At 63.6% G+C, this 23337-nt stretch carries 15 protein-coding genes; 2 read left to right on the top strand and 13 right to left on the bottom strand.

Annotated elements, in window-relative coordinates:
* Positions 1 to 3: 3 nt before the first annotated feature.
* Positions 4 to 2106 (bottom strand): DUF262 domain-containing protein, encoded by a 2103-nt coding sequence (locus BG22_RS04735; protein WP_140493738.1) that lies wholly within the window; start codon positions 2104 to 2106, stop codon positions 4 to 6.
* A 517-nt stretch (positions 2107 to 2623) separates the two neighbouring features.
* Here BG22_RS04735 and BG22_RS04740 point away from each other — a divergent pair.
* Positions 2624 to 3547, top strand: a complete 924-nt coding sequence (locus BG22_RS04740; protein WP_140493740.1) for an endonuclease domain-containing protein — start codon at positions 2624 to 2626, stop codon at positions 3545 to 3547.
* A gap of 871 nt (positions 3548 to 4418) precedes the next feature.
* Here BG22_RS04740 and acnA read toward each other — a convergent pair.
* The 6 genes from acnA to BG22_RS04770 all read right to left on the bottom strand — a co-directional run bounded on the left by acnA (position 4419) and on the right by BG22_RS04770 (position 14038).
* On the bottom strand, positions 4419 to 7133 hold the full coding sequence (acnA, locus tag BG22_RS04745) for an aconitate hydratase AcnA (RefSeq protein ID WP_140493742.1): 2715 nt from the start codon (positions 7131 to 7133) through the stop codon (positions 4419 to 4421).
* 292 nt (positions 7134 to 7425) lie between these two features.
* Positions 7426 to 10197 (bottom strand): cation-translocating P-type ATPase, encoded by a 2772-nt coding sequence (locus BG22_RS04750; RefSeq protein WP_094667497.1) that lies wholly within the window; start codon positions 10195 to 10197, stop codon positions 7426 to 7428.
* Between the two features lie 130 nt (positions 10198 to 10327).
* Positions 10328 to 11074 (bottom strand): hypothetical protein, encoded by a 747-nt coding sequence (locus BG22_RS04755; RefSeq protein ID WP_094667496.1) that lies wholly within the window; start codon positions 11072 to 11074, stop codon positions 10328 to 10330.
* Between the two features lie 71 nt (positions 11075 to 11145).
* Entirely contained in the window at positions 11146 to 12402 is a 1257-nt protein-coding gene (locus tag BG22_RS04760) for a class I SAM-dependent RNA methyltransferase (RefSeq protein ID WP_140493744.1), read from the bottom strand.
* On the bottom strand, positions 12392 to 13099 hold the full coding sequence (locus BG22_RS04765; protein ID WP_140493746.1) for a DUF3159 domain-containing protein: 708 nt from the start codon (positions 13097 to 13099) through the stop codon (positions 12392 to 12394). The genes BG22_RS04760 and BG22_RS04765 overlap by 11 nt, the downstream gene beginning before the upstream one ends.
* Before the next feature lie 84 nt (positions 13100 to 13183).
* Positions 13184 to 14038 carry a DUF3710 domain-containing protein gene (locus BG22_RS04770; protein ID WP_140493748.1) on the bottom strand — a complete coding sequence of 285 codons (855 nt, stop codon included), beginning with the start codon at positions 14036 to 14038 and terminating at the stop codon, positions 13184 to 13186.
* 215 nt (positions 14039 to 14253) lie between these two features.
* Between BG22_RS04770 and BG22_RS04775 the strand changes: the two genes are divergently transcribed.
* Entirely contained in the window at positions 14254 to 15114 is an 861-nt protein-coding gene (locus tag BG22_RS04775; RefSeq protein WP_140493750.1) for an exodeoxyribonuclease III, read from the top strand.
* 559 nt (positions 15115 to 15673) lie between these two features.
* Here the strand turns inward: BG22_RS04775 and BG22_RS04780 are convergent.
* The 6 genes from BG22_RS04780 to BG22_RS04800 all read right to left on the bottom strand — a co-directional run bounded on the left by BG22_RS04780 (position 15674) and on the right by BG22_RS04800 (position 23265).
* Positions 15674 to 17716, bottom strand: coding sequence for an ABC transporter ATP-binding protein (locus tag BG22_RS04780; protein ID WP_094667491.1), 2043 nt, complete (start codon positions 17714 to 17716; stop codon positions 15674 to 15676).
* A gap of 23 nt (positions 17717 to 17739) precedes the next feature.
* Positions 17740 to 18681, bottom strand: coding sequence for an ABC transporter permease (locus BG22_RS04785; protein ID WP_169834060.1), 942 nt, complete (start codon positions 18679 to 18681; stop codon positions 17740 to 17742).
* A 94-nt stretch (positions 18682 to 18775) separates the two neighbouring features.
* Positions 18776 to 19702, bottom strand: coding sequence for an ABC transporter permease (locus tag BG22_RS04790; protein ID WP_094667490.1), 927 nt, complete (start codon positions 19700 to 19702; stop codon positions 18776 to 18778).
* Positions 19703 to 20067: 365 nt separating this feature from the next.
* Positions 20068 to 21717: an ABC transporter substrate-binding protein gene (locus BG22_RS04795; RefSeq protein WP_140493752.1), complete on the bottom strand. Its 1650-nt coding sequence runs from the start codon at positions 21715 to 21717 to the stop codon at positions 20068 to 20070.
* Positions 21718 to 22003: 286 nt separating this feature from the next.
* Positions 22004 to 22171, bottom strand: a complete 168-nt coding sequence (locus BG22_RS10825) for a hypothetical protein (protein WP_181163384.1) — start codon at positions 22169 to 22171, stop codon at positions 22004 to 22006.
* Positions 22168 to 23265, bottom strand: coding sequence for a tyrosine recombinase XerC (locus tag BG22_RS04800; protein WP_140493754.1), 1098 nt, complete (start codon positions 23263 to 23265; stop codon positions 22168 to 22170). The genes BG22_RS10825 and BG22_RS04800 overlap by 4 nt, the downstream gene beginning before the upstream one ends.
* Positions 23266 to 23337: the final 72 nt, after the last annotated feature.

The raw sequence follows: 23337 nt of genomic DNA on the forward strand, positions 1-23337 counted from the left end.
CGTTTACTGCGACTGGCGGACCTGCTGCCAGATCTCGCTCAGTCCCTGGCCATTGGAGGTGCGCTTCCACACGTCCAGACTGCCGCCGCGACGGCCGCCCGCCGCTGCACGTGCGGCTGCTGTCGGCGTGGGGTATTCGGAGCCGTCATCCAACCGCAACTTGCCGTTTTCGGTGACCGTGGCATACCAGCGTTCGCCCTTGCGTGGTCTGTCCCACACCAGACGCTCCCCCGGTGTGAGCAGTCCGGCCTTGATGACCTGGAGAATGGTCACGCGCTTGGACCCGCGGACCGGGCGTCGCACGGTCTCCGCCAGCTCCTCTATGTTCTGCGAAGTCAGATCATGGTTGTTCTTGTCGTACCGGATGCCCCAGTATTCGACGACGAGACGGATGGTCTCCTCTTGCCGCCGCTCGAGCATGGTGGGCGTGCAGGCACCGAAGTTCCTGAGCTCGTCGGTCAGTGGGAAGCGGCATGATGCGGCGCGCAGCAGCATGCGGTCACGGCGTGGCACGTATTCCGCGATCTTGTCGAGCTGATCCTCGGTCCCTTGGACCAGGGCCATGTTGCCGAGCCGGTACATCCAGAAGTCGTGGTTCTCCTGAGTCCAATCCGCGAACGATTCGGCACGCTCGATGTCCAGCGGCATGATGGGCAGCGCGCTGAACTTGCGCGGGCGGGTCAGCGCCACGCCGGCCTTCTGCTCGTTGGCGCGAATCAGCAGGAGACGGATCAGGTCGCCGTCGCCCTGCATCTCGCCGTGCAGCCGGACCAGCGCGCCTTCGCGGTCGGCATCCCCCACGCGCAGGGCGTTGATGCGTTCCACGAGATAGCCCTTGTCGAGGTCGCGGATGGCGGCGTTCGCGAGTCCGCGGCGGTCCAATGTTCCGGTACGGTTCAGCGTGCGCACGCCGGTCACCTGTTCCAACGCGGTGAGAATCGCGAGCAACCGCCGGTCGTCGTGCGCGCCGAGGGCGTCGAGCGTGGAGGAACGCCGCGCCGCGCGGGCACCACGCTGGGTGAACGGCGTCACATCCGGATTGCCCAGTTCGCGGTAGGAATGCACCAGCGCCCACATGGCCACGGGCTTCCACTCGTGGATGTGGTAGTCGTTGAGCGCCTCCAGACGATGCCGCACCTCAACCGGCAGGACCGTGTCCCCCGGACGTTCGATGATGCGCCACGCCATCGCGTACGGGGCGAGCACGTCGTTGATGAACGAGGCGACCGTGCCCGTATTGAGGTACGGCTGCAGCACGCCGGTCAGGAACTCCTCGATGAGCTTGTCCGTGTCGGGCAGGTGGGTGAGGATGAGGTGCAGGTAGGAGAAGAACTCCTCGATGACATGCGGATCGTCGCCGATGGGATCGACGATGTCGTCCCAACGCGCGGCATAGACGTCCAGTTCCGCCATCGACAGGCCGGAGGTGGCCCGCGCCTTGAACACGTCGGACGGGGTGAGCGGCAGGCCGCGCATGTTCATCACGTCGAAGATGCGGTGGGCGCCGTCAAGGTCGTCGGTGATGACGATCACCAGCGTCACCTGATTGACCAGATACTTCGCGAAGCGGCTGCGTTCGTCGGCGGTCCACGAATCAAGCTCGTCGTAGGTCTTCTTGATGTTGGTCACCATGTTGCGCTGGGCCGCGGTGGCCAAATCGTCGTCGTTCATATCGAACACCGACTCGAGGTTGTCCTCCTGCACATGCTCGCGGAAGAACGCGGCGTCACGCTCGCGCAGGGTGAGTCGGGGCTCGTTGGCGATGCCGCGCAGCTTGTCCCCCGGTTCGACGAGCAGCGCGTCCAATTGGCGCATGAGATCGGGATCACGTTCGAGATCGCGCAACACGGCGATGATGATGGACAGCGACACGAGACGCTGCTGTCCATCGATCACCATGAACCGTCCGTCCGGTTCACGCACCAGAATCAACGAACCGAGGAAGTACGGTGTGGATGGCGTGGCGGCGGCGTCCCTCAGATCGGCGACCAGCTGCAGAATATTCTCCGGCTTCCAGATGTAGGCCCGCTGGAAGGACGGAATCGTGAACCGGAAATCCGGGGTGAACACCTTCCCCAGCGGCAGTTCCGTTGCTTTGATTCCCATGTGTCAATCCCCTTCCACCCCTTCGTCACCGAGCGCCCGCGACCGCCGACGCCATCCGGTCCCCTTCAGCCTACCAGTGGCTCCTGTCGGAATCATGCACCGCGGGGATTTCGCCGTCCGTCAAGTCGCCCGGCAACACTCCGACGCGGGCACGTACCAATTGCGCCCGGATGCGATATCCAGTCGCACGGGTACTCGAATCTACGCATTTCGCAGTAATCAGTCTCGTTCAGACAGCATTGTGGAGCTCTGCGCAACCGCCTCATCCGGTTGTGCAGAGCCTTGTTGAGCAGATCCTCATTATTGGTTAGTTGAAAAACATCCACTGCGAGTTATCCACAACACGCCGAAAACAGCAAGCTGGAACCACATAGGTCGGATTCGCTTGCCATGTCCGCGAACTCGCCGCTACGGTTGCGGCATGATAATCAATGATGACTTGAATGCATACCACTACCCCGCCATCTCCCCACACGACGTCCCACTCGACACCCCGCCTGCACAGCCGACTCCAACGATGAGCGAAAACCTGGCCCAAGTCCGGAAGGACATGATCCATCGCTGTACTGAAGCCGCACAGGACTTCGGTCACCGGCTGATGTTCGGCATGACCACCTCGCTTACGCTCCAATCAATACCTGTCCCATCGCATTGCGCACTTGACCTCGACGTCCTGCACACCGTTTCAAGCGTCAAGGACAAACGCCTCAGAACCCGACGGCCATCTATGCAAGCGCACACTTGGAAACCACTCGTCCAAGCCGACAATGTGCGCATCAATCGGCACGTATATGCTCTTGACCTCATCCACACATGGGCTCAGCTCGCCCCGCATGTTCCGCTCGAATCCCTTGTTTCGCTCGGCGATTCCATCCTGCACGCCCAGAGCATCACGAGCTCCCGATCATTTCCCGGAAGCGATGGCGACCATGACTCCGTGCGGCGGAGATTCATCACCACCATCACTTCGCTGCCACGCTTCCGGGCCAAACCTCAATGCCTGCTTGCGCTGACCCTGATACGGGCAAACGTCGCCTCGCCTATGGAAAGCAAGTCGCGGATGGTCTTGCTGAAGCACGGCATCCCCTCGCCATCAACAGGATACACGGTGCCTGATGCACGATTCGTCTCAGGAGCGACGATGACTTTGGATATGGCATGGCCGGAATACCAGATGGCCGTCGAATACGACGGAGACCATCATCGCACCGACAAAGCGCAATGGCGACGGGACCAAGAGAAACGCGAATGGCTGCGTAATCGCGGATGGACCGTCATCATCGCGACCGGCGCTGATGTCAAGGACGACGTGTCCAAGGCCGAATATGCGTTCAATGTTGCACGTCATCTCGCCTTGCGCGGCGCGACTTTCGATTTCTCGGTGCTGCCGCGTTCCATTGAGGAGGTGGCCAAGCAGTATCGAAAGTCGGGTTCAGGGTGACAGCGCATTGCTTGATTACGCATTGCCCGATTGCCGCAATCGCCTAGATTACCTCAATCGTCTCAATCGTCTCAATCGCATGCGCTGAAGTCGTTGCAACCGGTTGGTTCGACAGCAATTATGCTCTGGCTGGCACTCTGGCACGGATTCGACGGCACCGTACTCCAGCGTGGGATTGCAGTTGGGACTGATGCCGTGTCTTGTTCTCGTGTGCCTTTATTCGCCGAAACAAATTTGCGACGCAGGATACCAGATTACGTTCTGGGCAATGTCGCATCCAAGATATGGCTCTCCCACAATGATCACCCACTTCCAGCCAAGTGCTGTGCCCCCGCAGCCTTCAATACCCCGATTTTCGGCTTGCGTGGCACAGAAGTGTGCCCCCGCAGACGATTTGAGCGGCAATTTGGCTTCCGGGGGCACGGCCTGTGCCCCGCTAGCGGTTTTATGGGTCTTTTTCGCCTGCGGGGGCACGCCGAAGTAAGCGGAAAACCGCATGATTCCGCTATTTTTGCCGAAACAGGCAATTCCGCCGCAAATATGGGTGTGCCCCCGCAGCTGAAATCCATACGATTTCCAGCTGCGGGGGCACACGCCCGGGGGCACACGCCCGGGGGCACACGCCCGGGGGCACACGCCCGGGGGCACACGCCCGGGGGCACACGCCCGGGGGCACACACCCGGGGGCACACGCCCGGGGGCACACGCCCGGGGGCACACGCCTCCTTTTGGCGGAACCATCGAGGCAAATTGGTCTCCGCCTCTGCGATTACGGCACCGCATCACGGCACCCGCATTGTGTCGTCGCATTGCGACACCCGCATTGCGACGACACATCACAGCGCCGCTGGGGCACCGCATTTCTTCAGCCTTACTTCATAAGGTTCCGCAGCACGTACTGGAGGATGCCGCCGTTGCGGTAGTAGTCGGCCTCGCCGGGGGTGTCGATGCGGACCACCGCGTCGAACTCGGTCGTGGAGCCGTCCTTGTGCGTGGCGGTGACATGCACGGTCTTCGGCGTCGTGCCGGAGTTGAGCTCCTCCACGCCGGCGATGTCATACGTCTCGGTGCCATCAAGCCCCAGCGACTTGTAGGACTCGCCTTCAGGGAACTGCAGGGGCAGCACGCCCATGCCAATGAGGTTGGAACGGTGGATGCGCTCGAAGCTCTCAGTGATGACGGCACGAACGCCGAGCATCAGCGTGCCCTTGGCGGCCCAGTCGCGCGAGGAGCCGGTGCCGTACTCCTTACCGGCCAGCACCACGAGCGGCGTGCCCGCAGCCTTGTAGTTGAGCGATGCATCGAAAATCGTGGACGGCTTGCCAGTCGTGAAGTCGTAGGTGAAGCCGCCGGGCGTGACCTCCTCGCCCATCGAAGCGAGCAGCTGGTTGCGCAGTCGGATGTTGCCGAACGTGCCGCGCACCATCACCTCGTGGTTGCCTCGACGGGAGCCGTAGGAGTTGAAGTTCTTCGGAGCCACGCCACGATCGGTGAGGTACTTGCCGGCCGGGCTGGACGCCTTGAACGCACCGGCTGGGGAGATGTGGTCGGTGGTCACGGAGTCGCCGAGCAGTGCGAGCACGCGGGCACCGTGGATGTCCTCGACCGGGTCCGGCACGGCCTTCATGCCGTCGAAGAACGTCTGCTTGCGCACGTAGGTGGACTTCGGATCCCAGGCGAACAGCTCGCCTTCGGGCACGTCGAGGCCCTTCCAGCGACGGTCGCCCTCGAACACGGAGGCGTAGTCCTTGAGGAACATCTCACGGCTGACCGTGCCGTTCACCACGGCGGCCACCTCTTCGTTGGTGGGCCAGATGTCCTTGAGGAACACGTCGTTGCCATCCTTATCGACGCCGAGCGGCTGGGTCTCGAAGTCGAAGTCCATCGTGCCGGCGAGCGCGTAGGCGATCACGAGCGGCGGCGAGGCGAGGTAGTTCATCTTGACGTCGGGGCTGATGCGGCCCTCGAAGTTGCGGTTGCCGGAGAGCACTGCGGTGACGGTCAGGTCGTTGGCGTTGATGGCCTCGGAAATCTCGGGCAGTAGCGGGCCGGAGTTGCCGATGCAGGTGGCGCAGCCGAAGCCGACGAGCTCGTAGCCGAGCGCGTCGAGGTCGTCCTGCAGGCCGGCGGCCTTGAGATAGTCGGCCACCACCTGGGAGCCTGGGGCGAGCGAGGTCTTGACCCACGGCTTGGGCTTGAGGCCCAGCGCGTGCGCGTTGCGGGCGATCAGGCCGGCGGCCACCATGACGGATGGGTTGGAGGTGTTGGTGCAGGAGGTGATCGAGGCGATGGCCACGTCGCCGTTGGTGATGTCGAAGTCGCCGCGGAAGTCGGTGGAGACGGCGATCGGCTCGTGGGCGGTCTTCTCGGTCTCGTACGCGGGCAGCGTGTCTTCGAACGTGGACTTGGCAGTGGCGAGCGTGATGCGGTCCTGCGGGCGCTTCGGGCCGGCGATGGACGGCACCACGGTACCGAGGTCCAGCTCCATGTATTCGGAGTACTTCGGTTCGACGTAGTCCGGATCGTTGGCGTCGCCCCACAGCTTGTTGGCCTTGGCGTACGCCTCGACGAGTGCGACCTGCTCGTCCGAGCGGCCGGTCAGGCGCAGGTAGTCGAGCGTGACGTCATCAATCGGGAAGATGCCGCAGGTGGAGCCGAACTCCGGGCTCATGTTACCGATGGTGGCGCGGTTGGCCAGCGGCACGGAGGCGATACCCTCGCCGTAGAACTCCACGAACTTGCCGACCACGCCGTGCTTGCGCAGCATGTCGGTGATGGTGAGCACCACATCGGTGGCGGTGACGCCCTCGGGGATGGAGCCGGTAAGCTTGAAGCCCACCACGCGCGGCACGAGCATGGAGATGGGCTGACCGAGCATGGCGGCCTCGGCCTCGATGCCGCCCACGCCCCAGCCGAGCACGCCGAGACCGTTTTCGGTGGTGGTGTGCGAGTCGGTGCCGACGCAGGAGTCGAGGTAGGCGAGCTCACGGCCGTCGTTCAGGCCGGATGCCTCGGCGGTCTTGGTCATGACGACCTTGGCCAGGTATTCGATGTTGACCTGGTGGATGATGCCGGTTCCCGGCGGCACGACGCGGAAGTTGCGGAACGCCTGCTGGCCCCAGCGCAGGAACTGGTAGCGTTCGCCGTTGCGCTGGTATTCGATATCCATGTTCTGCTCGACCGCGTCGGCGATGCCGTACTTGTCGATCTGCACGGAATGGTCGATGACCATGTCCGACTGGACCTGCGGGTTGATGACCTCCGGGTCGCCGCCGAGGTCTTTGACCGCGTCGCGCATGGTGGCGAGATCCACGATGCACGGCACGCCGGTGAAGTCCTGCATGACCACGCGGCTCGGGGTGAACTGGATTTCATGGCTGGGCTGCGCGTCGGGGTCCCAGTCGAGCAGGGCCTTGACGTGCTCGTCGGTGATGTTGGCGCCGTCGATGTTGCGCACGAGGTTCTCGACCAGCACCTTGAGTGAGTACGGCAAGTGGTCGACGCCATCGAGATTGGCGATGTTGTAGTAATCGAAGTCCTTGCCGGCCGCGTGCAGTGTGGCCAGTTGGGCGTCACGTAAGGACATGCTTCCTCCGAATCGTGAATCGGCTCTTATTGCCGTAGATTATCCGCTTGTTATGGTACGGGTACGTTACTTTGCCTCTGGCGTGTCGGATTGAAACGTGAGACAATGCGGCGACTTTATTCCGGCTGGTTGCGGTGAGGGCCGGCGAAAGGGAGCCAGCTCCCTTCAGTCAGCTACGCTGACAGCTCCCCTCAGAGAGGGGAGCCGACTAGGCACACGCTTGCGGGCGAAAGATTGACGACTGATTCTCTCAGAGAGGGAACCGAATTTGCGCCGGCGAGAGACGAAACGCCTAGATATTGATTCCGCGGCGGCGTAGGAACCGGGTCAGGATGCTGCCGGCCCGCGGCACCAGCCATAGGCACAGCACAAAAATGACCGCTGCGCCGGCGAGGGCGATGAGCGTGGCGGTCAGCGTGGCGCCGGTGGGCAGGATGAGCGCGAAGAACCGCGCCACGAAGGGGATGAACGCGCCGATGACGCCAGCGGCGGCGAAGAACGCCACCAGCCCACCGCGCCAGCCGTTGAGCGGACGGGCCACGCGGGCGAGCACGAACACGCCCATCACGAACAGGATGATGGCACTCGTAGCGCGCAGCGAGGAAAGATCAGCGGGGCTGTCGGCCACGTCCCAGCCCATGATGCCGGGCAGGAACCACGAGGCGAGCAGCACGGACAGCGCGGTGGCCACGCCGCCGGGCAACGCGAACCTGACCACACGCCCCAGGAAACCGGGGATGTACCGGCGCGTGTTCGGCGCAAGCGCAAGGATGAACGCCGGCATGCCGATGGTGAGCGCGCCGATGTACGTGATGTGGCGGGGCAGGTACGGGTACGGAATCTGCGTCAATACCACGCCGAGCGAAATCAGCGCCGAATACACGGTTTTGACGAGGAACAGGCTGGCCACGCGTTCCATGTTGGCCATGACCTGACGCCCACGCGCCACCACATCCGGCAGGTGGGAGAACTTGGAGTCCACGAGCACGACCTGCGCCACGGCCTTGGTGGCGGGCGCGGCGTTGCCCATCGCGATGCCGAGGTCGGCCTCCTTCAGCGCCAGCGCATCGTTGACGCCGTCGCCGGTCATGGCCACCACATGCCCCTGGAGGTGAAGGGCCTTGACGATGGCCTTCTTCTGATCCGGCAGCACGCGGCCGAGCACGTCCACGCCTTCGAGCGTGCGGGCGAGTTCGTTGAGGTCCTCAGGCAACTCGCGCGCGTCCATCGCGACCGGTTCGCGGTCTCCGGTGAGCCGCACCTTGCGGGCGATCGCCCCCACGGTGACGGGATTGTCGCCGGAAATGACACGGCAGCGCACGCCCTGTTCGCGGAACCATGCAAGGGTCGGCTCGGCATCGGAACGGATACGTTCGGCGCACAGGACGAGGGCGACCGGTTCGGCGTGCGGGTCGAGCGTCGGATCGTCAAGGAGACGGCACCATTCGCTCCGGATGTCGGAGGAGGTGTCGCCTACGACCTTACGGTGCTTGCACTCACATCCCTTACTATCCAGGGCTTCGTAATCATTACGGCCCTCATGGTCACCGGCCTGGCCCTCGTGGCTTTCACGGTCCTCATGGCCGTCCTGGTTGCCGGTATCCTCGCAATCGCAGTGCCCTTTCCCAGCGCGCGCGACGTCTTCGCTCGCTCTGGCCATGAGCAGCACGCGGTTGCCGTCGCCGGCGTAGTCGTTGACCCGTTTGAGCAGGTCTGTGGTGTCACGGTCGAGCGCGGCGAGAATCACCTCGGGGGCGCCCATGTACCATAGGCTGCCATCGCCTTCCACCACGGCGCTCCATTTGCGGGCCGAGGAGAACGGGATGCGGGCGTTGACGTCGCACGCCCCATAACCCTGTGCGGTGAGTCCAGCGAGGACCGCCCTGCCGGTGCCGTTGGGCTGTTCCTCGTTGCAGCAGTCGTACAGGGCCTGTGCGACAATCCGCTCGGCCGCGGCATCATGTCCATCCGCCGCATCATGTCCGGTCGCTGCGTCATGTCCGCCAACATCGGCCGCGCCACACCCGCCGCCAGTCGCTCCCCCGGCGCTACCATCCTCATCCCCCAGCATGATGAGCCGGTCGAAGGCGATGCCGCCGTCGGTGATTGTGCCGGTCTTGTCGAGGTTAAGCGCGTCCACACGGGCCAGCGTCTCCACCGATTCGAGTTCCTGCACAAGCGTGTTCTTTCGCGCCAGCCGGATGGCGGCGAGCGCGAAGTTGAGCGACGTGAGCAGCACGAGGCCTTCGGGAATCATGCCGACCACGCCGGCTACCGCGGAGACCACGGCCTGCCGCCATTCACCGGTAGCGAGGGCCTCGGACCATCCTCCCACGGTCCGAATCTGCGAAAGGATGAGCAGCACACACAGCGGCACCACCAGGAAGGTCATGAACTTCAGAATGGTGTTGATGCCCTTGTTGAGGTCGGAGACGGTCTTCTTGTAGACCTTGGCCTGGGCGGTGAGCGTGGCGGCGTACGAATGCTCCCCCACCGCGTTCACCCGAATCAGCGCCATGCCGGAGACCGCGGTGGCGCCGGAGTAGATCTGCTCGCCCACCTTGTGCCGCACGGTGCGGGATTCGCCGGTGAGCATGGATTCGTCCAACTCGAGTCCCCAGGTCTCGACGATCAGGCCGTCCGCCGGGACCTGTTCGCCCGACCGCACCCACAGCAGGTCGTCCATGACGATGCCGTTGTGGGGCACCGGCACGTTCACGCCGTCGCGCCGGACCAGAACATCGGAGGCCACGAGGATGGAAAGCCGGTCAAGCGTGCGCTTGGCCTTGAGCTCGGTGACGATGCCGATGCCGGTGTTGATGATAATGACGAAGCCGAACACCGAGTCCTTCCAGGAACCGGTGATGAGCACAAGCACCATGGCGGCGAAGATGATGCCGTTGAACAGGGTGAACACGTTGGCGCGCACGATATCCGCGACCGATCGCGAGGTGGAGGTCTTCACCTCGTTGGCCTGCCCGCGTTCGACCCGTTGCTCCACCTCGGCAGCTGTCAGTCCCGGCTCGCGGACATCCGGCATCGTATCGACCGTCGTTGTATTCATGGTGTCAAGACTACCGCCATCGTCCTATCGCGCACTCGGTACCACGCCAACACCATCGAATCACCGGACTACCGCAACCTGCCGCGTCGCCGGGCTATCCGCAACCTATAGCCGCCGACAACGTAACCGCCTACAGCGTCGACCCGCCGCTCTCGAATTTCGCGCCCCCGGTGGTACTCACGATGATGGCGCGGTCGTGCGGCTCGTCGCGCAGGATGGAGAGCACGGCATCGGTCAGCGGCGTGGCGTCGGTGGCGCGGTCGTTGACGGTGAGGGTGGCCGCATACAGCAGATCGTCGCCGGGAACGGCGGTCGGGTTGAGCAGGGCGACAGGGATGCCGGCCTCGCGCGCGTTGGTCAGCGCACTGTCCCAGCCCTGCCGGTTGCCGTCGGTGACGTTGATGCCGCTGATGACGATGATCTTGACCGTGCGGGCCACGAAATCATCGACGGCCTGCTGCGCGGCCGTTGCAGCGGTGTTCGATACCGGCGTCCGAGAGGAGCCTGCCCCGGCATCGGAGCCGGATGATGCGGCGCCGGTCGCCGACTCACCGCCTGAACCGCCAGCCGGCGATGCCGCATCGGATTGTGCCCTCTCGTCACCAGTCTTCGCGTCCTCGACCGGACCGTTCGTGCCGTCAAGCGAGGCGTAGAAGACGTTGACGCCGCCATCGGCCATCACATCGATGGCCATCTTGTCCGCCGCGGCATCCAAGGAACCGACGAATCCGACCGTGACGTCCGACGTATGGACGGAATCATGGGCGACTGCCGGCGGATTGTCCTGCGTATCGCCCACGGCCCGGCCGACCGGCGTGCACGCGGCCAGGGACAGGACGGCGGCCGCACCGGCGAACACGGCCAGTATCCGCTGCATACGGTGCATGTTCATATGGCGCATGATAGTGGCTCCCCGGCGATAAACGGCAACAGCCGCATCCACTCACCTCAGCGAGTGAACAGCGCGACCGTCTCGACGTGATGGGTCATCGGATAGATATCGAAAGCACGGATGTCGGTCAGCTCGTAGCCCTCCGCGACCAGCGTGGCGGTGTCACGAGCGAGCGAGGTGGGGTCGCAAGCAATGTAGACCACGGACGAGGCCCCGGCTGCGGCGATTTGACGGCATACCTTGGTGCGGGCGCCGGCTCGCGGCGGGTCGAGCACCACGACGTCAGGCTTGGCCAGATGCGCCGGTACATGGGCCAGCGTGCGCGACACGTCGCCCGCACGGGCGTCCACGTTGCCGAGATCCATGGCGCGTAGGTTGCGCTGCGCGTTGGCGACCGCCACACGCGCGCCCTCCACGCTGAGCATACGGGTACGTTCGCCGGTCAGTGTGGCCAGCGGCAAGGTGAAGAGGCCGGAGCCGGAGTACAGGTCCCAGATCACCGGTGCCGCAGCGCCCTGCACGCGATCGTTGACCAGGTTGATGATGTGCGTGACCAACGCAATCGGCGCCTGACGATGCATCTGCCAGAATCCGCCGGCATCGACCTGATACGTGAAGACACGACCGCTGACGCTCACCTGTTCGGTGAGGAGCTGGGAGCCTGCCTTGAGATCGCCGTCCACGAGCACGGCGAAATCGTCGCTGGGCCAGTCGTCGGAACGCGGTTCGGGCACGGCCAGACGAATCTGCGAGCCGGGCTCGAAGCCACCGTCCCAGACATGCTCCCGCGACGCCACCTCAAGCAGCGCGCGCGAGGCGAGGGGCATGGTGTCGATGGGCACGCGGGTGTGGGTGCCACGGCGGCGCATCGAGGGACGACCGTCCTCATCGGCGATCATTTCGATGCGGGTGCGCCAGTGGAGACCACCGAGCTCCTCGTCACCGGGCATACGGTCGATGGGTACGGCCACGTCGATATGACCGAGGCGGCTCATCTGCTCGGATACGGTGACCGCCTTCCAACGCAGCTGTCCGGGCAGTGAGACGTGCACGAGGTCGGCGCCGCCCACTCCCCCGCCCATGGCGAGCGGACCGGCGAGCGGCCATGCGGGCTCGACGCGGTCCTCGGACGGCTCAATCACCTCGACGACCTCGCCGGTCCAGAACCGGTCGTCACGGTCGTGCGGCTCGTCCAACTCGATGCGGTCGAGTTCGCCGGGAAGGGCAAACCGAACGAAGACCACGCGGCCATCGATATGGGCCACGCAACGGCCCTGGTCGGCGTATCGTTCGATGCGGACCTCAGCTTGCATCCTCGTTCTCGTCCTTTCGTACTGTCTTGTGTCGGTGAAGCGGGGTGGCGATGATGAGGTAGCTCACCCAGATGGCCAGCGCCCAGAACGGGATGCCCATGAGCAGACGCGCCACGCCGAGCGCGGCGACGTGATCGGTGAGGTACAGGGGCACCTGCACGAGCAGTCGCAGGCCGAACAGCCCCACCCACAGGCCGGTGACGATCATGTAGGCGCGTTTAAGCTCGGGGTCATCCATCCAGTCGTGGAACCACGCCTTGAAATGCTCAGTGGGCATCTGACGGATGAACTCCACCACCAGACCCAAGCCGGGCACGCGGGCGATCAGCGAGACCGACAGCAACGCCGCGTACCCGGCGTTGGTGAGGAAGCCGAGCATGTAGTAGTTGCGGGCCTCATGGCTCTTCCACGCCCAAATCAGGCAGATGCCCACAGCGACGAGTCCGGAGAGCGCGCCCATCAGCGACTGCCGCTGGATGAGCCGGGCCAGCACCTGCACGACGGCCAGCACCGCGGAAACCACGATGGTGAGATTGAGGTTGCTCGTGGCGACGAACAGCACCACGAACACCACGCCCGGCAGCATGGATTCCACCACACCGCGAGGCCCGCCGATGGCGTCGATGATGGAGAAGTCGTCCCCCTCGCCGGCATCGGCCAAGGCGCCCAGACCCGTGCGTTTCTTCTGATCAGTCATGGTTCAGCAATCCCCTGCTCTTTCTCCTGCGTGCCGCGGCGGAAGTGGTGGCCCGCCGGCGAACCGCCGACAGGCCACAAGCCGTTAGCGGACTTCGGAGAACATCGGGCCGCGGGACAGCGTGGTCTTGACCTCGGTGGTCTGGTCCTGGCTCAGCGGGCCCTTCGGCTTGTTATCCGGAATGTCCTTGAAGTGCTCCTTGCCGCCTTCCTCGGCCTGGGCGGCGGCCTCCTTGGCGGCCTTGCGCTCAGCGGGGGCGACCGGCGGATGCATCGGGATGAGATCGCGCGGGGCGAGCGGCTCCTCGCCGCGCTCCACCACGATGTCCGCGAAGAACTTGTTGAGGGCCTCGGTCTCCGGGCTGTCCGGATCGGTGGCGGCCTTACCGGAGAAGATGCCGCGGAGCATCCAACGCGGGCCGTCCACGCCCACGATGCGCGTGTTCACGGTCTTACCGCCCTTGACGCTCACCGGCAGCTTGAGTTCGGTGCCGAACACGCCTTCGACCTCGGAGGCGTTCTTGTTGGCTTCGAGCAGGTCGGCGCGCACATCGTCCCACAGACCCAGGGTCTTGGGGGCGGCGAACGCCTCGATCTCGAGGCTGGAGGCGCCGAAGGTGATGGTGGAGCCGAGAATCTGCTGGGTGGCGCGGTTGGCCTTGATGCGCAGCTCGATACCCTGCAGGAACGGCAGGTAGTAGGCACCAAGATCCAGATAGTCGTCGTAGTCGGGCACGTCCTCATCGTTGACGTCCCACGGGCCGCGCTCCTCGCCACGGCCGGCGTATTCGCTCGACGGCGCGGCCAGCACGGTCTCCGCGCTTTCGGCCTTGGCGGCGGCGTTGGCGGCCTCGGCGGCCACCTTGTCCTCGTCCACCGCCTCAGCGGCCGCTTCGGCCTCCTTCTTGGCCTTCTTCTTGCCGAATCCGAACAGTCCCATGATTCCTCATTTCGTATGACGGTTGCAACCTTGCTAACACTAGCACCCCGGCTTAGAGAAAGCTGATTGCGGCCATGCCTCGCGCTGTGCTTCGGGCCCGCACGGCGACCGGCCGCGCCTCCGCTTCCGCCCCAGGTTCCGCTGTTGTCCCCTCATCCGGCCTGGCATCCGGCCCCGCATCGGGTTTCGTAGGGAGGCCACAATACGATGGCCACATGACCATCAGCATCACCACTTCCAACGTCAATGGCATCCGTGCGGCCGAGCGCAAGGGCATCAGCGACTGGGCCGGCCGGCACACGCCGGACATCTGGTGCCTGCAGGAGGTGCGTGCGCCCCAGCCGGACATCGACCGCATCTTCGGCGGTTTCGCCTTCGAATACTCCCGGTCCGAACGTCAGGAGGCCGCCGGCGATCTGGAGACGACCAACGAGATCTGTCGGGTCAAGGGCCGCGCCGGAGTGGCACTGCTTTCCGATCTGCCGGTGCTCGAACGGCGCTATGGTCTGCCGGGATTGGACGAGGATGTGGATTCCGGCCGTTGGATCGAGAACGACATCCGCACGCCGCAGGGCTATGTGATCACCGTGGCGAGCGTCTACGTGCATGCCGGCAACGCCGACGACCCGGTGAAGATGAGCCAGAAGTTCCGTTTCCTCGACGCGATGCTCACACGCATGGGCGAGTTGCGCGATGAGGCGGCCCGCGGCGGCCGTCAGGCGGTGCTGTGCGGTGATTTCAACATCGCGCACACGCCGTTGGACATCAAGAACGCCAAGGCGAACGAGAAGCACGCCGGCTTCCTGCCCGAGGAGCGGGCGTATGTGGACCGGTGGCTGGATGAATACGAGTTCGTGGATGTGATGCGCGATCTGGCCGGTGATATTCAGGGCCCCTATACGTGGTGGAGCCAGCGCGGCCGCGCGTTCGACAACAACGTGGGCTGGAGGATCGACTACCAGTTCGCCACGCCGGAGCTCGCGGAGACCGCCCGCGGATTCGTCATCGACAAGGCGCCGACCTACGATCTGCGCTGGTCCGACCATGCACCGCTGACGATCACATACGACGTGTGAGACGTTGGTATGTGGCTCTGTCCCACCAACTTTGACATTCCCGTTGAGTCGAGTGTGTTGATTTCCTTAAGGAACCAACGCACTCTGAACCAACGCACTCTGAACCTCAAGCGATTAGCGCATGCCAATTTAGGTTGAACAGAGCCTTGTATTTCCGATTATTGCGTTTGGGCTGACTACTGGCTTTGGCGGTGTGGGGTTGGGGGACGTGCTGCGCGACACACTCAAGGCCGTTCGGCCAAGCTTACGGTCGCGCAGCACGTCCCCCAACCCCGCACCTTACGATTAGTACGAATTCATATAATCCGCGGCATACTAGTGGTCCGTCTCTAAATAATTGAGGGTCTCAACTTCTGTTTCTCCCCAGTCAGCTTCGCTGACAGCCCCTTCATCAGAGGGGGTCAATACCACTCAGACAATTACGAGACGGACCACTGGCGCAGGCCACTGGAATCCACGTAGTACGAAAAAGTGAAGCCCGGCGGATGCAGTGTCGAAATACTGCATCCGCCGGGCTTCACCGACAGTCACTATGAACTGGACTGCTACAAACGTCCGATCAGTCCAGACCGAGCTTGAGCTTGCCGCCGGGGATGGCGTCGAGCAGGTCGCGGGTGTACTGCATCTTCGGGTGGTCGAACACCTCGTCGGTGGTGGCGTGCTCCACGAGCTTGCCGTGCTGCATCACCACGACCTCGTCGGCGATCTGGCGGACCACGGCCAGATCGTGGGTGATGAACAGGTAGCTCAGGCCCTTTTCGGCCTGCAGATCGTTGAGCAGGTGCAGCACCTGGTCCTGCACGAGCACGTCAAGGGCGGAGACGGCCTCATCGCACACGATGACATCCGGGTCCAGGGCCATGGCACGCGCGATGGCGATGCGCTGGCGCTGGCCGCCGGAGAGCTCGTTCGGGTAACGGCCCATGACCGACTGCGGCATTTCGACCATGTCAAGCAGTTCCTTGACACGGTTGGCACGCCACTTCTGGTCGCCGATCTTGTGGATGCGCAACGGTTCTTCGATGGAGCGGTAGATGGAGTACATCGGGTCGAGCGAGCCGTACGGGTTCTGGAACACCGGCTGCACATGGCGGCGGAAGCCCAGCAGGTCCTTCGCCTTGAACGTGGAGGTGTCGCGGCCTTCGTAGAAGACCTTGCCGGAGGTGGGCTCGAGCAGGTGGAGCACCATGTTCGCCACGGTGGACTTACCGGAACCGGACTCGCCCACAATGGCCAGAGTGGTGCCGCGCTTGACGGAGAAGGACACGTCGTCGACGGCCTTGAACATCTCCTTCTTGCGCGGGAGCTTGAACTCCTTCGTGAGGTGCTCGACGGTGATGATGTGCTCGCTCTTCTCGAGCTCGTTCTCATCGGCGATCTTGTGGTCCAGCAGCGCGTCCGCGTTCTCGCCGCGCTGGCGGGCGGAGATGATGCGCTGGGAGGCCAGCGACGGCGCCGCGGCCACCAGTCGCTTGGTGTACGGGTGCTGCGGGTGCTGGAGCACCTCAAGGGACGGGCCGGATTCAACGACCTGACCCTTGTACATCACGACGATGTGCTGGGCACGCTCGGCGGCAAGGCCCAGATCGTGGGTGATGAACAGCACGGCCGTGCCGAGCGAGTCGGTGAGGTAGTGCAGGTGGTCGAGGATGCGCTTCTGCACGGTCACGTCGAGCGCGGAGGTCGGCTCGTCGGCGATGAGCAGATCAGGGCGGCAGGCCAGACCGATGGCGATGAGCGCGCGCTGGCGCATGCCGCCGGAGAACTCGTGCGGGAACTGCCGGGCGCGCGTGGCGGCGTCCGGCAGACCGGCCTCGGACAGCAGGCCCGCGATACGGTCGTCCATCGTGGAGCCAATCACGTACTTCTTGGCGAGGTACCAGGCCTGATCGTCGTTCACGCCGGCCTTGATGAGGTCGTCGGCCACACGCCAACGGGTCTCGGAACCCGGCACCCATTCGCTCTGGAAGCGGGCCACGGCCTTGTCGAACGCCTCGCCGGTCACACCGGCGTCGGTCAGGGCCTTCTTGGCGGCCTCAAGCAGCTCGGGCAATTCCTTGGAGCCGAGGAAGGTCTCGTCGTCGTTGCCCTTGAGCTTCACGGCGGCGTCCTCGCCGGCCAACGCCTTGGCCAAGGCGGAACGCTTCTCGTGGTTCACGTCCATGTTGTTGGCCTTGAGGGCCTCCTTGACCTGCGAGCCGATGCGCCACACCGGGTTGAGGTTGCTCATCGGGTCCTGGGGCACGAGGCCCATCTTGGTGCCGCGCAGCTTGTCGAATTCCTTCTGCTTGGCGTTCGCGATCTCCTGACCGTCGAGCTTGATGGAGCCGCCGACCACATGACCGGTACCGGGCAGCAGGCCCAGCACGGCCATGGCCGACGTGGACTTGCCGGAACCGGACTCGCCCACGATGGCCACCCACTGGCCGGGATAGACGGTGAAGGAGGAGTTGCGCACGGCGTGCACCGGCTTGCCGGTGTCCGTGGTGAAATCGACGGCGAGATCCTTGACCTCGAGCAGGGGGCCGTGGGCCTTCTGCATGGCCAGCATCTGCGCCTGAGCATTCTGCGCCTGGGAATCGGCGGTGGACTTGTCAGTCATAATGTTTCCTCTACTCCCTTGGCTCAGGCCGTACGGCTCTTCGGATCAAGGGCGTCCTTGACGGCGTCGCCCATCATGATGAACGCGAGCACGGTGATGGCCAGTGCGGCGGACGGGTAGAACAGCACGAGCGGATCGGTCTGCAGGTTGGTCTGGGCGCTGGAGATGTCGCCGCCCCAGCTCACGGTGGTGGTCGGCAGGCCGACGCCCAGGAAGCTCAGCGTGGCCTCGGCCACGATGTAGGAGGCCAGCGACGTGGTGCCGATGACGATGATCGGGGCCAGCGAGTTCGGCAGGATGTGGCGGAACAGGTTGCGCGTAGGAGTCGAACCCAAGGCCGTGGAAGCGGTGTTGAATTCGAGGTTCTTGGCCTCGAGCACGGCGCTTCGGGCGATGCGGCACACGCCCACCCAGCCGAACAGGGCCAGCACCAGCACGATCTTCCAGATGGACTTGGAAGTCTTGAACATCTGGAGGACCACGATGGCGCCGAGCAGCATCGGCAGGGCGAAGAAGATGTCGGTGATGCGGCTCAGAACCGCGTCCACCCAGCCGCCGAAGAAGCCGGCGACGGCGCCGATCAGGGTGCCGAGGAGCACGACGAGCAGCGTGGAGAGCACGCCCACGGACAGGGATGTACGGGTGCCGTACACCACGCGGGTGTACACGTCGCAACCCTGCAGGTCGAAGCCGAACGGGTGGCCGGAGGAGGACGGGCTCAGCGAGTTGGCGAGGTCGCAGCTGTTCGGGTCCTGCTTGGTGAACAGGCCCGGCGCGATGGCCACAATGATGATGAAGAGGATGACGAGCCCGGAGATGATGAACAGCGGGTTGCGGCGCAGCGTGCGCCAGGCGTCAGCCCACATGCTGGTGGCCGGCGCGGATTCGTCCACGGAGTCGACGTCCTGAAGCGGCGTCTCGTCGATAGGTGCCACATAGCGGTCCTGGCCGGGCAGGGTCTCCATGAAGTATTCGGTACCGGGCTCACCGCTCTGGTTGAGCTCAGCCTCGGTGGTCGTGATGTTGTTGTCGTTTGCCATATCGTTCACTCCCCTCCTATCACGCGTAACGGATACGCGGGTCGAGGGCCGCGTAGAGCATGTCGACGATCAGGTTGCACACCACGAAGATCAGCATGAGCAGCGTGACGATGGACACCACCAGATTGGCCTCGCCCTTCAGGATGGACTGGTAGGTGAGGAAGCCGATGCCGTGGATGTTGAAGATCTGCTCGGTAATCATGGCGCCACCCATGAGGGCGCCGATGTCCTGGCCGAGGTAGGTGACGACCGGGATCAGGGAGTTGCGCAGCACATGGCGTAGCATGACCTGCCCGTTCGACATGCCCTTGGCGCGTGCGGTACGCACGTAGTCCTCGGCGATGTTGGAAGAGATTTCGGAACGGGTCAGTCGGATGATGTACGCCATCGACACCGATCCAAGCACCATGGCCGGCATGAGCAGGTCGAGGACCGTCGGGTCGGCGCCGGCGGTCACCGGCAGGATGGACCACTGGATGCCGAGCAGGTACTGCATCACGAAACCGGTGACGAAGGTCGGCACGGAGATGAGGAGCAGGGAGACGATCAGAATGACCGTGTCGTACCACTTGCCCTTCTTGAGGCCCGAGATGATGCCGAAGACCACGCCGAAGACGGCCTCGAAGCAGAACGCCATCAGGCCGAGCTTGATGGTGACCGGGAAGGCGCGGGTGATCTCGTCGATAACGGGCTGGCCGGCAAAGGTGTTGCCGAAGTCAAGGGTCAGTGCGTTCTTCAGGTAGATGAAGTACTGAATGATGAACGGCTGATCGAGGTGGTATTCCGCGCGAATCTGGGCAGCAACGGCCTGATTGATGGGCTTGTCACCGAACATGGCCTTGACGGGATCGCCAGGCAGCAGGAAGACCAGCGCATACACGAGGAACGTTGTGCCGAGAACCACGGGGATCATCTGCAGAATACGTCGCAGAAGATACTTACCCATACGGTTGCTCCTTTTTCATGGACCGGCTTGTAGGCGCAGTACACCCTTGCCGATCGCCAAATACTCCGACAGTCTACCGCAAGCGCTGACGGAGGTTTGTAAACTTTCGTTAACTTATCGGCCATTATGGACTGTCGCACCGGATTTGTCCGGTATGTGGTATGGCTTTGGCCGGTTCGCTACGTCCTTCCTTGCGATCTGCGGCAGAAATTCATTAACGAACTTCCAACGCAGAAGACCATCCATCCGCCCAGCCCACCTCGGCATTCACGAAGCGCGAGAATATGCGAAAGGGGCGGGGATCATGAACGATCCTCGCCCCTTGATTTACCGAACTACTCGTTCGATGTCAGGTGAGTTTCAACTCACTTCTTGGACATCTCGGTGTAGGTCGGGAGGTTCTGCCAATCCATGCCGAAGCCGGACTTGACGGAGAGGGAAGCCACGCCGTTGGCGTTGGAGTAGTACAGCGGGATGGCCGGCAGATCATTGAGGAGGATCTCCTCGGCCTGCTGGTACAGCTTGTTGGCCTCGTCGGTGGTCTTGGCGGCGGCGGCCTGCAGGCACAGGGCGTCGAACTCCGGGTTCTTGTAGTCGCCATCGTTGGAGCCCTTGCCGTCAGCGGCGGCGGTGGAGTACAGCTGCCACAGGTAGTTCTCGGCGGACGGGTAATCCGGCTGCCAACCAGTACGGAAGGCACCCTTGATCTGGCGGTTGGTCACGCCGTCACGGAACTCCTGGAAGGTCGGGATCGGGTTGGTGGCCGCGTCGATGCCTAGGTTGTTCTTGAGCTGGTTCACGACAGCGTCGTAGAGCGGCTTGGCACCACCGTCGGCGTTGTAGGAGAAGGTGAGCTGGCCGTCGTACTTGGAGATGGCGTCGGCCTTGGCCCACAGTTCCTTGGCCTTGGCAGCGTCGAACTTGAGGTTCTCGGAGCCCTTGAGGGAGTCGGAGTAACCCGGGGTCTTCGGGGAGGTGAATTCAGTGGCCGGGGTGGCGTTGCCGTTGAGCACCTTGTCGATGATCTGCTCGCGGTTGATAGCCATGGAGATGGCCTGACGACGCAGCTGGCCTTCCTCGTCGTTCTTGAAGTGGTCAAGGGAGGACGGGATGGTGAAGGTCTGGATGACGGAGCCGGCCTCGGAGTACGGCTGAATCTTCTTGTCGGACTTGAAGGTCTTGGTGAAGGCGGCCGGCACGGACTCCATCACGTCGAGGGAGCCGTTGTTGGACTGGATGTCACGGTAGGCGGCCTGGTCGTCGGTGTAGACCTTGAAGGTCACGCCGTCGTTCTTAACGTTCTCGTTGCCCTTGTAGTCAGGGTTCTTGACGAGGGCAATCTCCTTGTTGTGATCCCAGTGATCCAGCTTGTACGGACCGTTGCCGACCGGCTTCTCGCCGAAGGCCTTCGGGTCCTTGTAGAAGGACTCGGGCAGCGGGGCGAAGGCCAGGTAGCCGACCTTGACCGGGAACACGGAATCGGACTGGTTCAGATCCACGGTGAAGGTGGTGTCGTCCACGACCTTGAGGCCAGAGAGCTGCTCGTCACCCTTGAGGCCGTCGGCCTGCAGGTCGTCGTAGCCCTTGATGGTGGAGAAGAAGGAGGAGGCCTTCTGGGCGTTCTTGGCGTTGGCCGCGTAGGACCAGGCCTTGGTGAAGGACTCGGCGGTGACATCGGTGCCGTCGGTGAACTTCCAGCCGGACTTCAGCTTGATGGTGTACTGGGTGGCGTCATCGTTCGGGGTGATGGACTCGGCCACTTCGTTGGAGGCCTTGCCGTCCTTGTCGAAGGAGACGAGACGGGCGAAGAGCAGGTCGCCCGGCTTGCCGCCACCGGTCTCGTTGGTATTGGACGGGATGAGCGGGTTCTGCGGCTCGGAGTTGTAGGCGTAGATGATGTTGGCGCCGGCGGTGTCGCCGCTGGCGGCGTTGTTGTTGGTGGAGCCGCCGCAGGCGCTGAGCAGCATGGCCACGGAGCAGGCCAGAGCCGCGAAAGCAAGTGCTTTCTTCTTCATGTTGTTCTCCTATTCATTGGATTGCGGAGCCTTGCAGCCCCGCCTCACGCGAACGGGGTTGGCCCCCTCGCACCGCTGCCGCGGCTCGCAGGAAACCAACCCCGTTGCTGATTACCTGCAATTGTGGCTCAATTTGAAGACAACAAGCAAACGTCATGTTACATCCATGTAAAATCGATGCTCGTTTTTTGGCGGTATTCAGCCAAGTCACAACTTCATGGGCTATGTCCGCATAGTGGTCAGGAGAGGTGCGACGAACCCGTCATCCAGTCGAGGCGAGGGGCCGTCAACTCCGTTGCCATGCGATGCCGCGCACGGCCGCACGCCCATCCCGGTCTTTTGCCCATTCGCGTGCCGCCCCGACCGGTTTTCCGTCCGGGGCCTTCTCGATGCATTGCTTTTCCCGCTCGCGCACCGCCCCGACGTCGGCGTCACGATGATTCATGACGATCACGCGCGGGGGAACGCCTGAGCGTACCGGTCCTTCAACTGTTCGATGGAGACGTGCGTGTACCGCTGGGTGGTTCTGAGCGAGGAATGTCCCAGCATCTCCTGGACCTCCCTCAGGTCGGCACCGCCGTCGAGCATGTGGGTCGCCGCGGAATGGCGCAAGGCATGGGGACCGATATCGGGCACGCCCGCCTCATCCGCCGCCCGGTGGACCGTCTCGCGCACCACACGCTGGTTGATACGGCCGCCGCGGTTGCCCAGGAACACAGCCTGACTGTCTTCCGACGGATGCGCAGGATCCATGTGCACAGAAGCCGTGTGCACAGAAGTCATATTCGCACGGCCGCCCGTATGCACGTCGTCCGGCACACGATCCGCATGCATACTGCCTGTCTGCATACGGCCTGCACGCATATGGTCCGCCGCATCGACGATGACCGGCCGCCCCTGTTCGACCCATGTGCGCAGCGCGCGCATAGCCGGCACGCCGAAGGGCACCACCCGCTGCTTGTTGCCCTTGCCGGTCACGCGGATGGTGCGACTGGTCCAATCGATGTCCGTGAGGTCAAGCGAGACCAGCTCGGCCACGCGGATGCCGGTGGCGTACAGCAGCTCCAGCATCGCGGCGTCGCGCTGGCCCGCCGCACGCCGGAGGCGTGTGCGGCGCGGGTCGTCTCCCCTATCTGTTGGCACATGATCTGTTGGCGTACGCCACGCATCATCACCGACGACATCCATCAGATGCCCGGCCTGCGATTCGGTGAGCACAACGGGCAGCGTCTCGGGGATGGAGGGCGTCATCAGAGCGGAGGCCGGGTCGGTGCGGGTGACGCCATGCAGGTGCGCCCATGCGAAGAACGCGCGTACGGACACGGTTTTGCGGGCCATGCTGCTGCGGGCGTGGGAAGGCGACTCGCTGGCCATCCAGCCGCGCAGATCGTCGAGCGTGATCTCGTTGAGATCGGTCACACCGCGTTGCTCGAACAAGCCCAGACACGACTCAAGATCGGTGTGGTACGCCCTCAGCGTATTCACCAACAGCCCTCGATTGGCCTTGAGATAGGCAACGAACGCATCGATCTGCCCGTCGAACCGCATGTGCCGTGCCTCCCCTGTCCTCAACTGTCCTCAACCGGTCCAATTTCCGTTGAACCCCTCTCCGATAGACTA

It is taken from the genome of Bifidobacterium sp. UTBIF-78, assembly GCF_006408945.1.
GTDB lineage: Bacteria > Actinomycetota > Actinomycetes > Actinomycetales > Bifidobacteriaceae > Bifidobacterium > Bifidobacterium myosotis.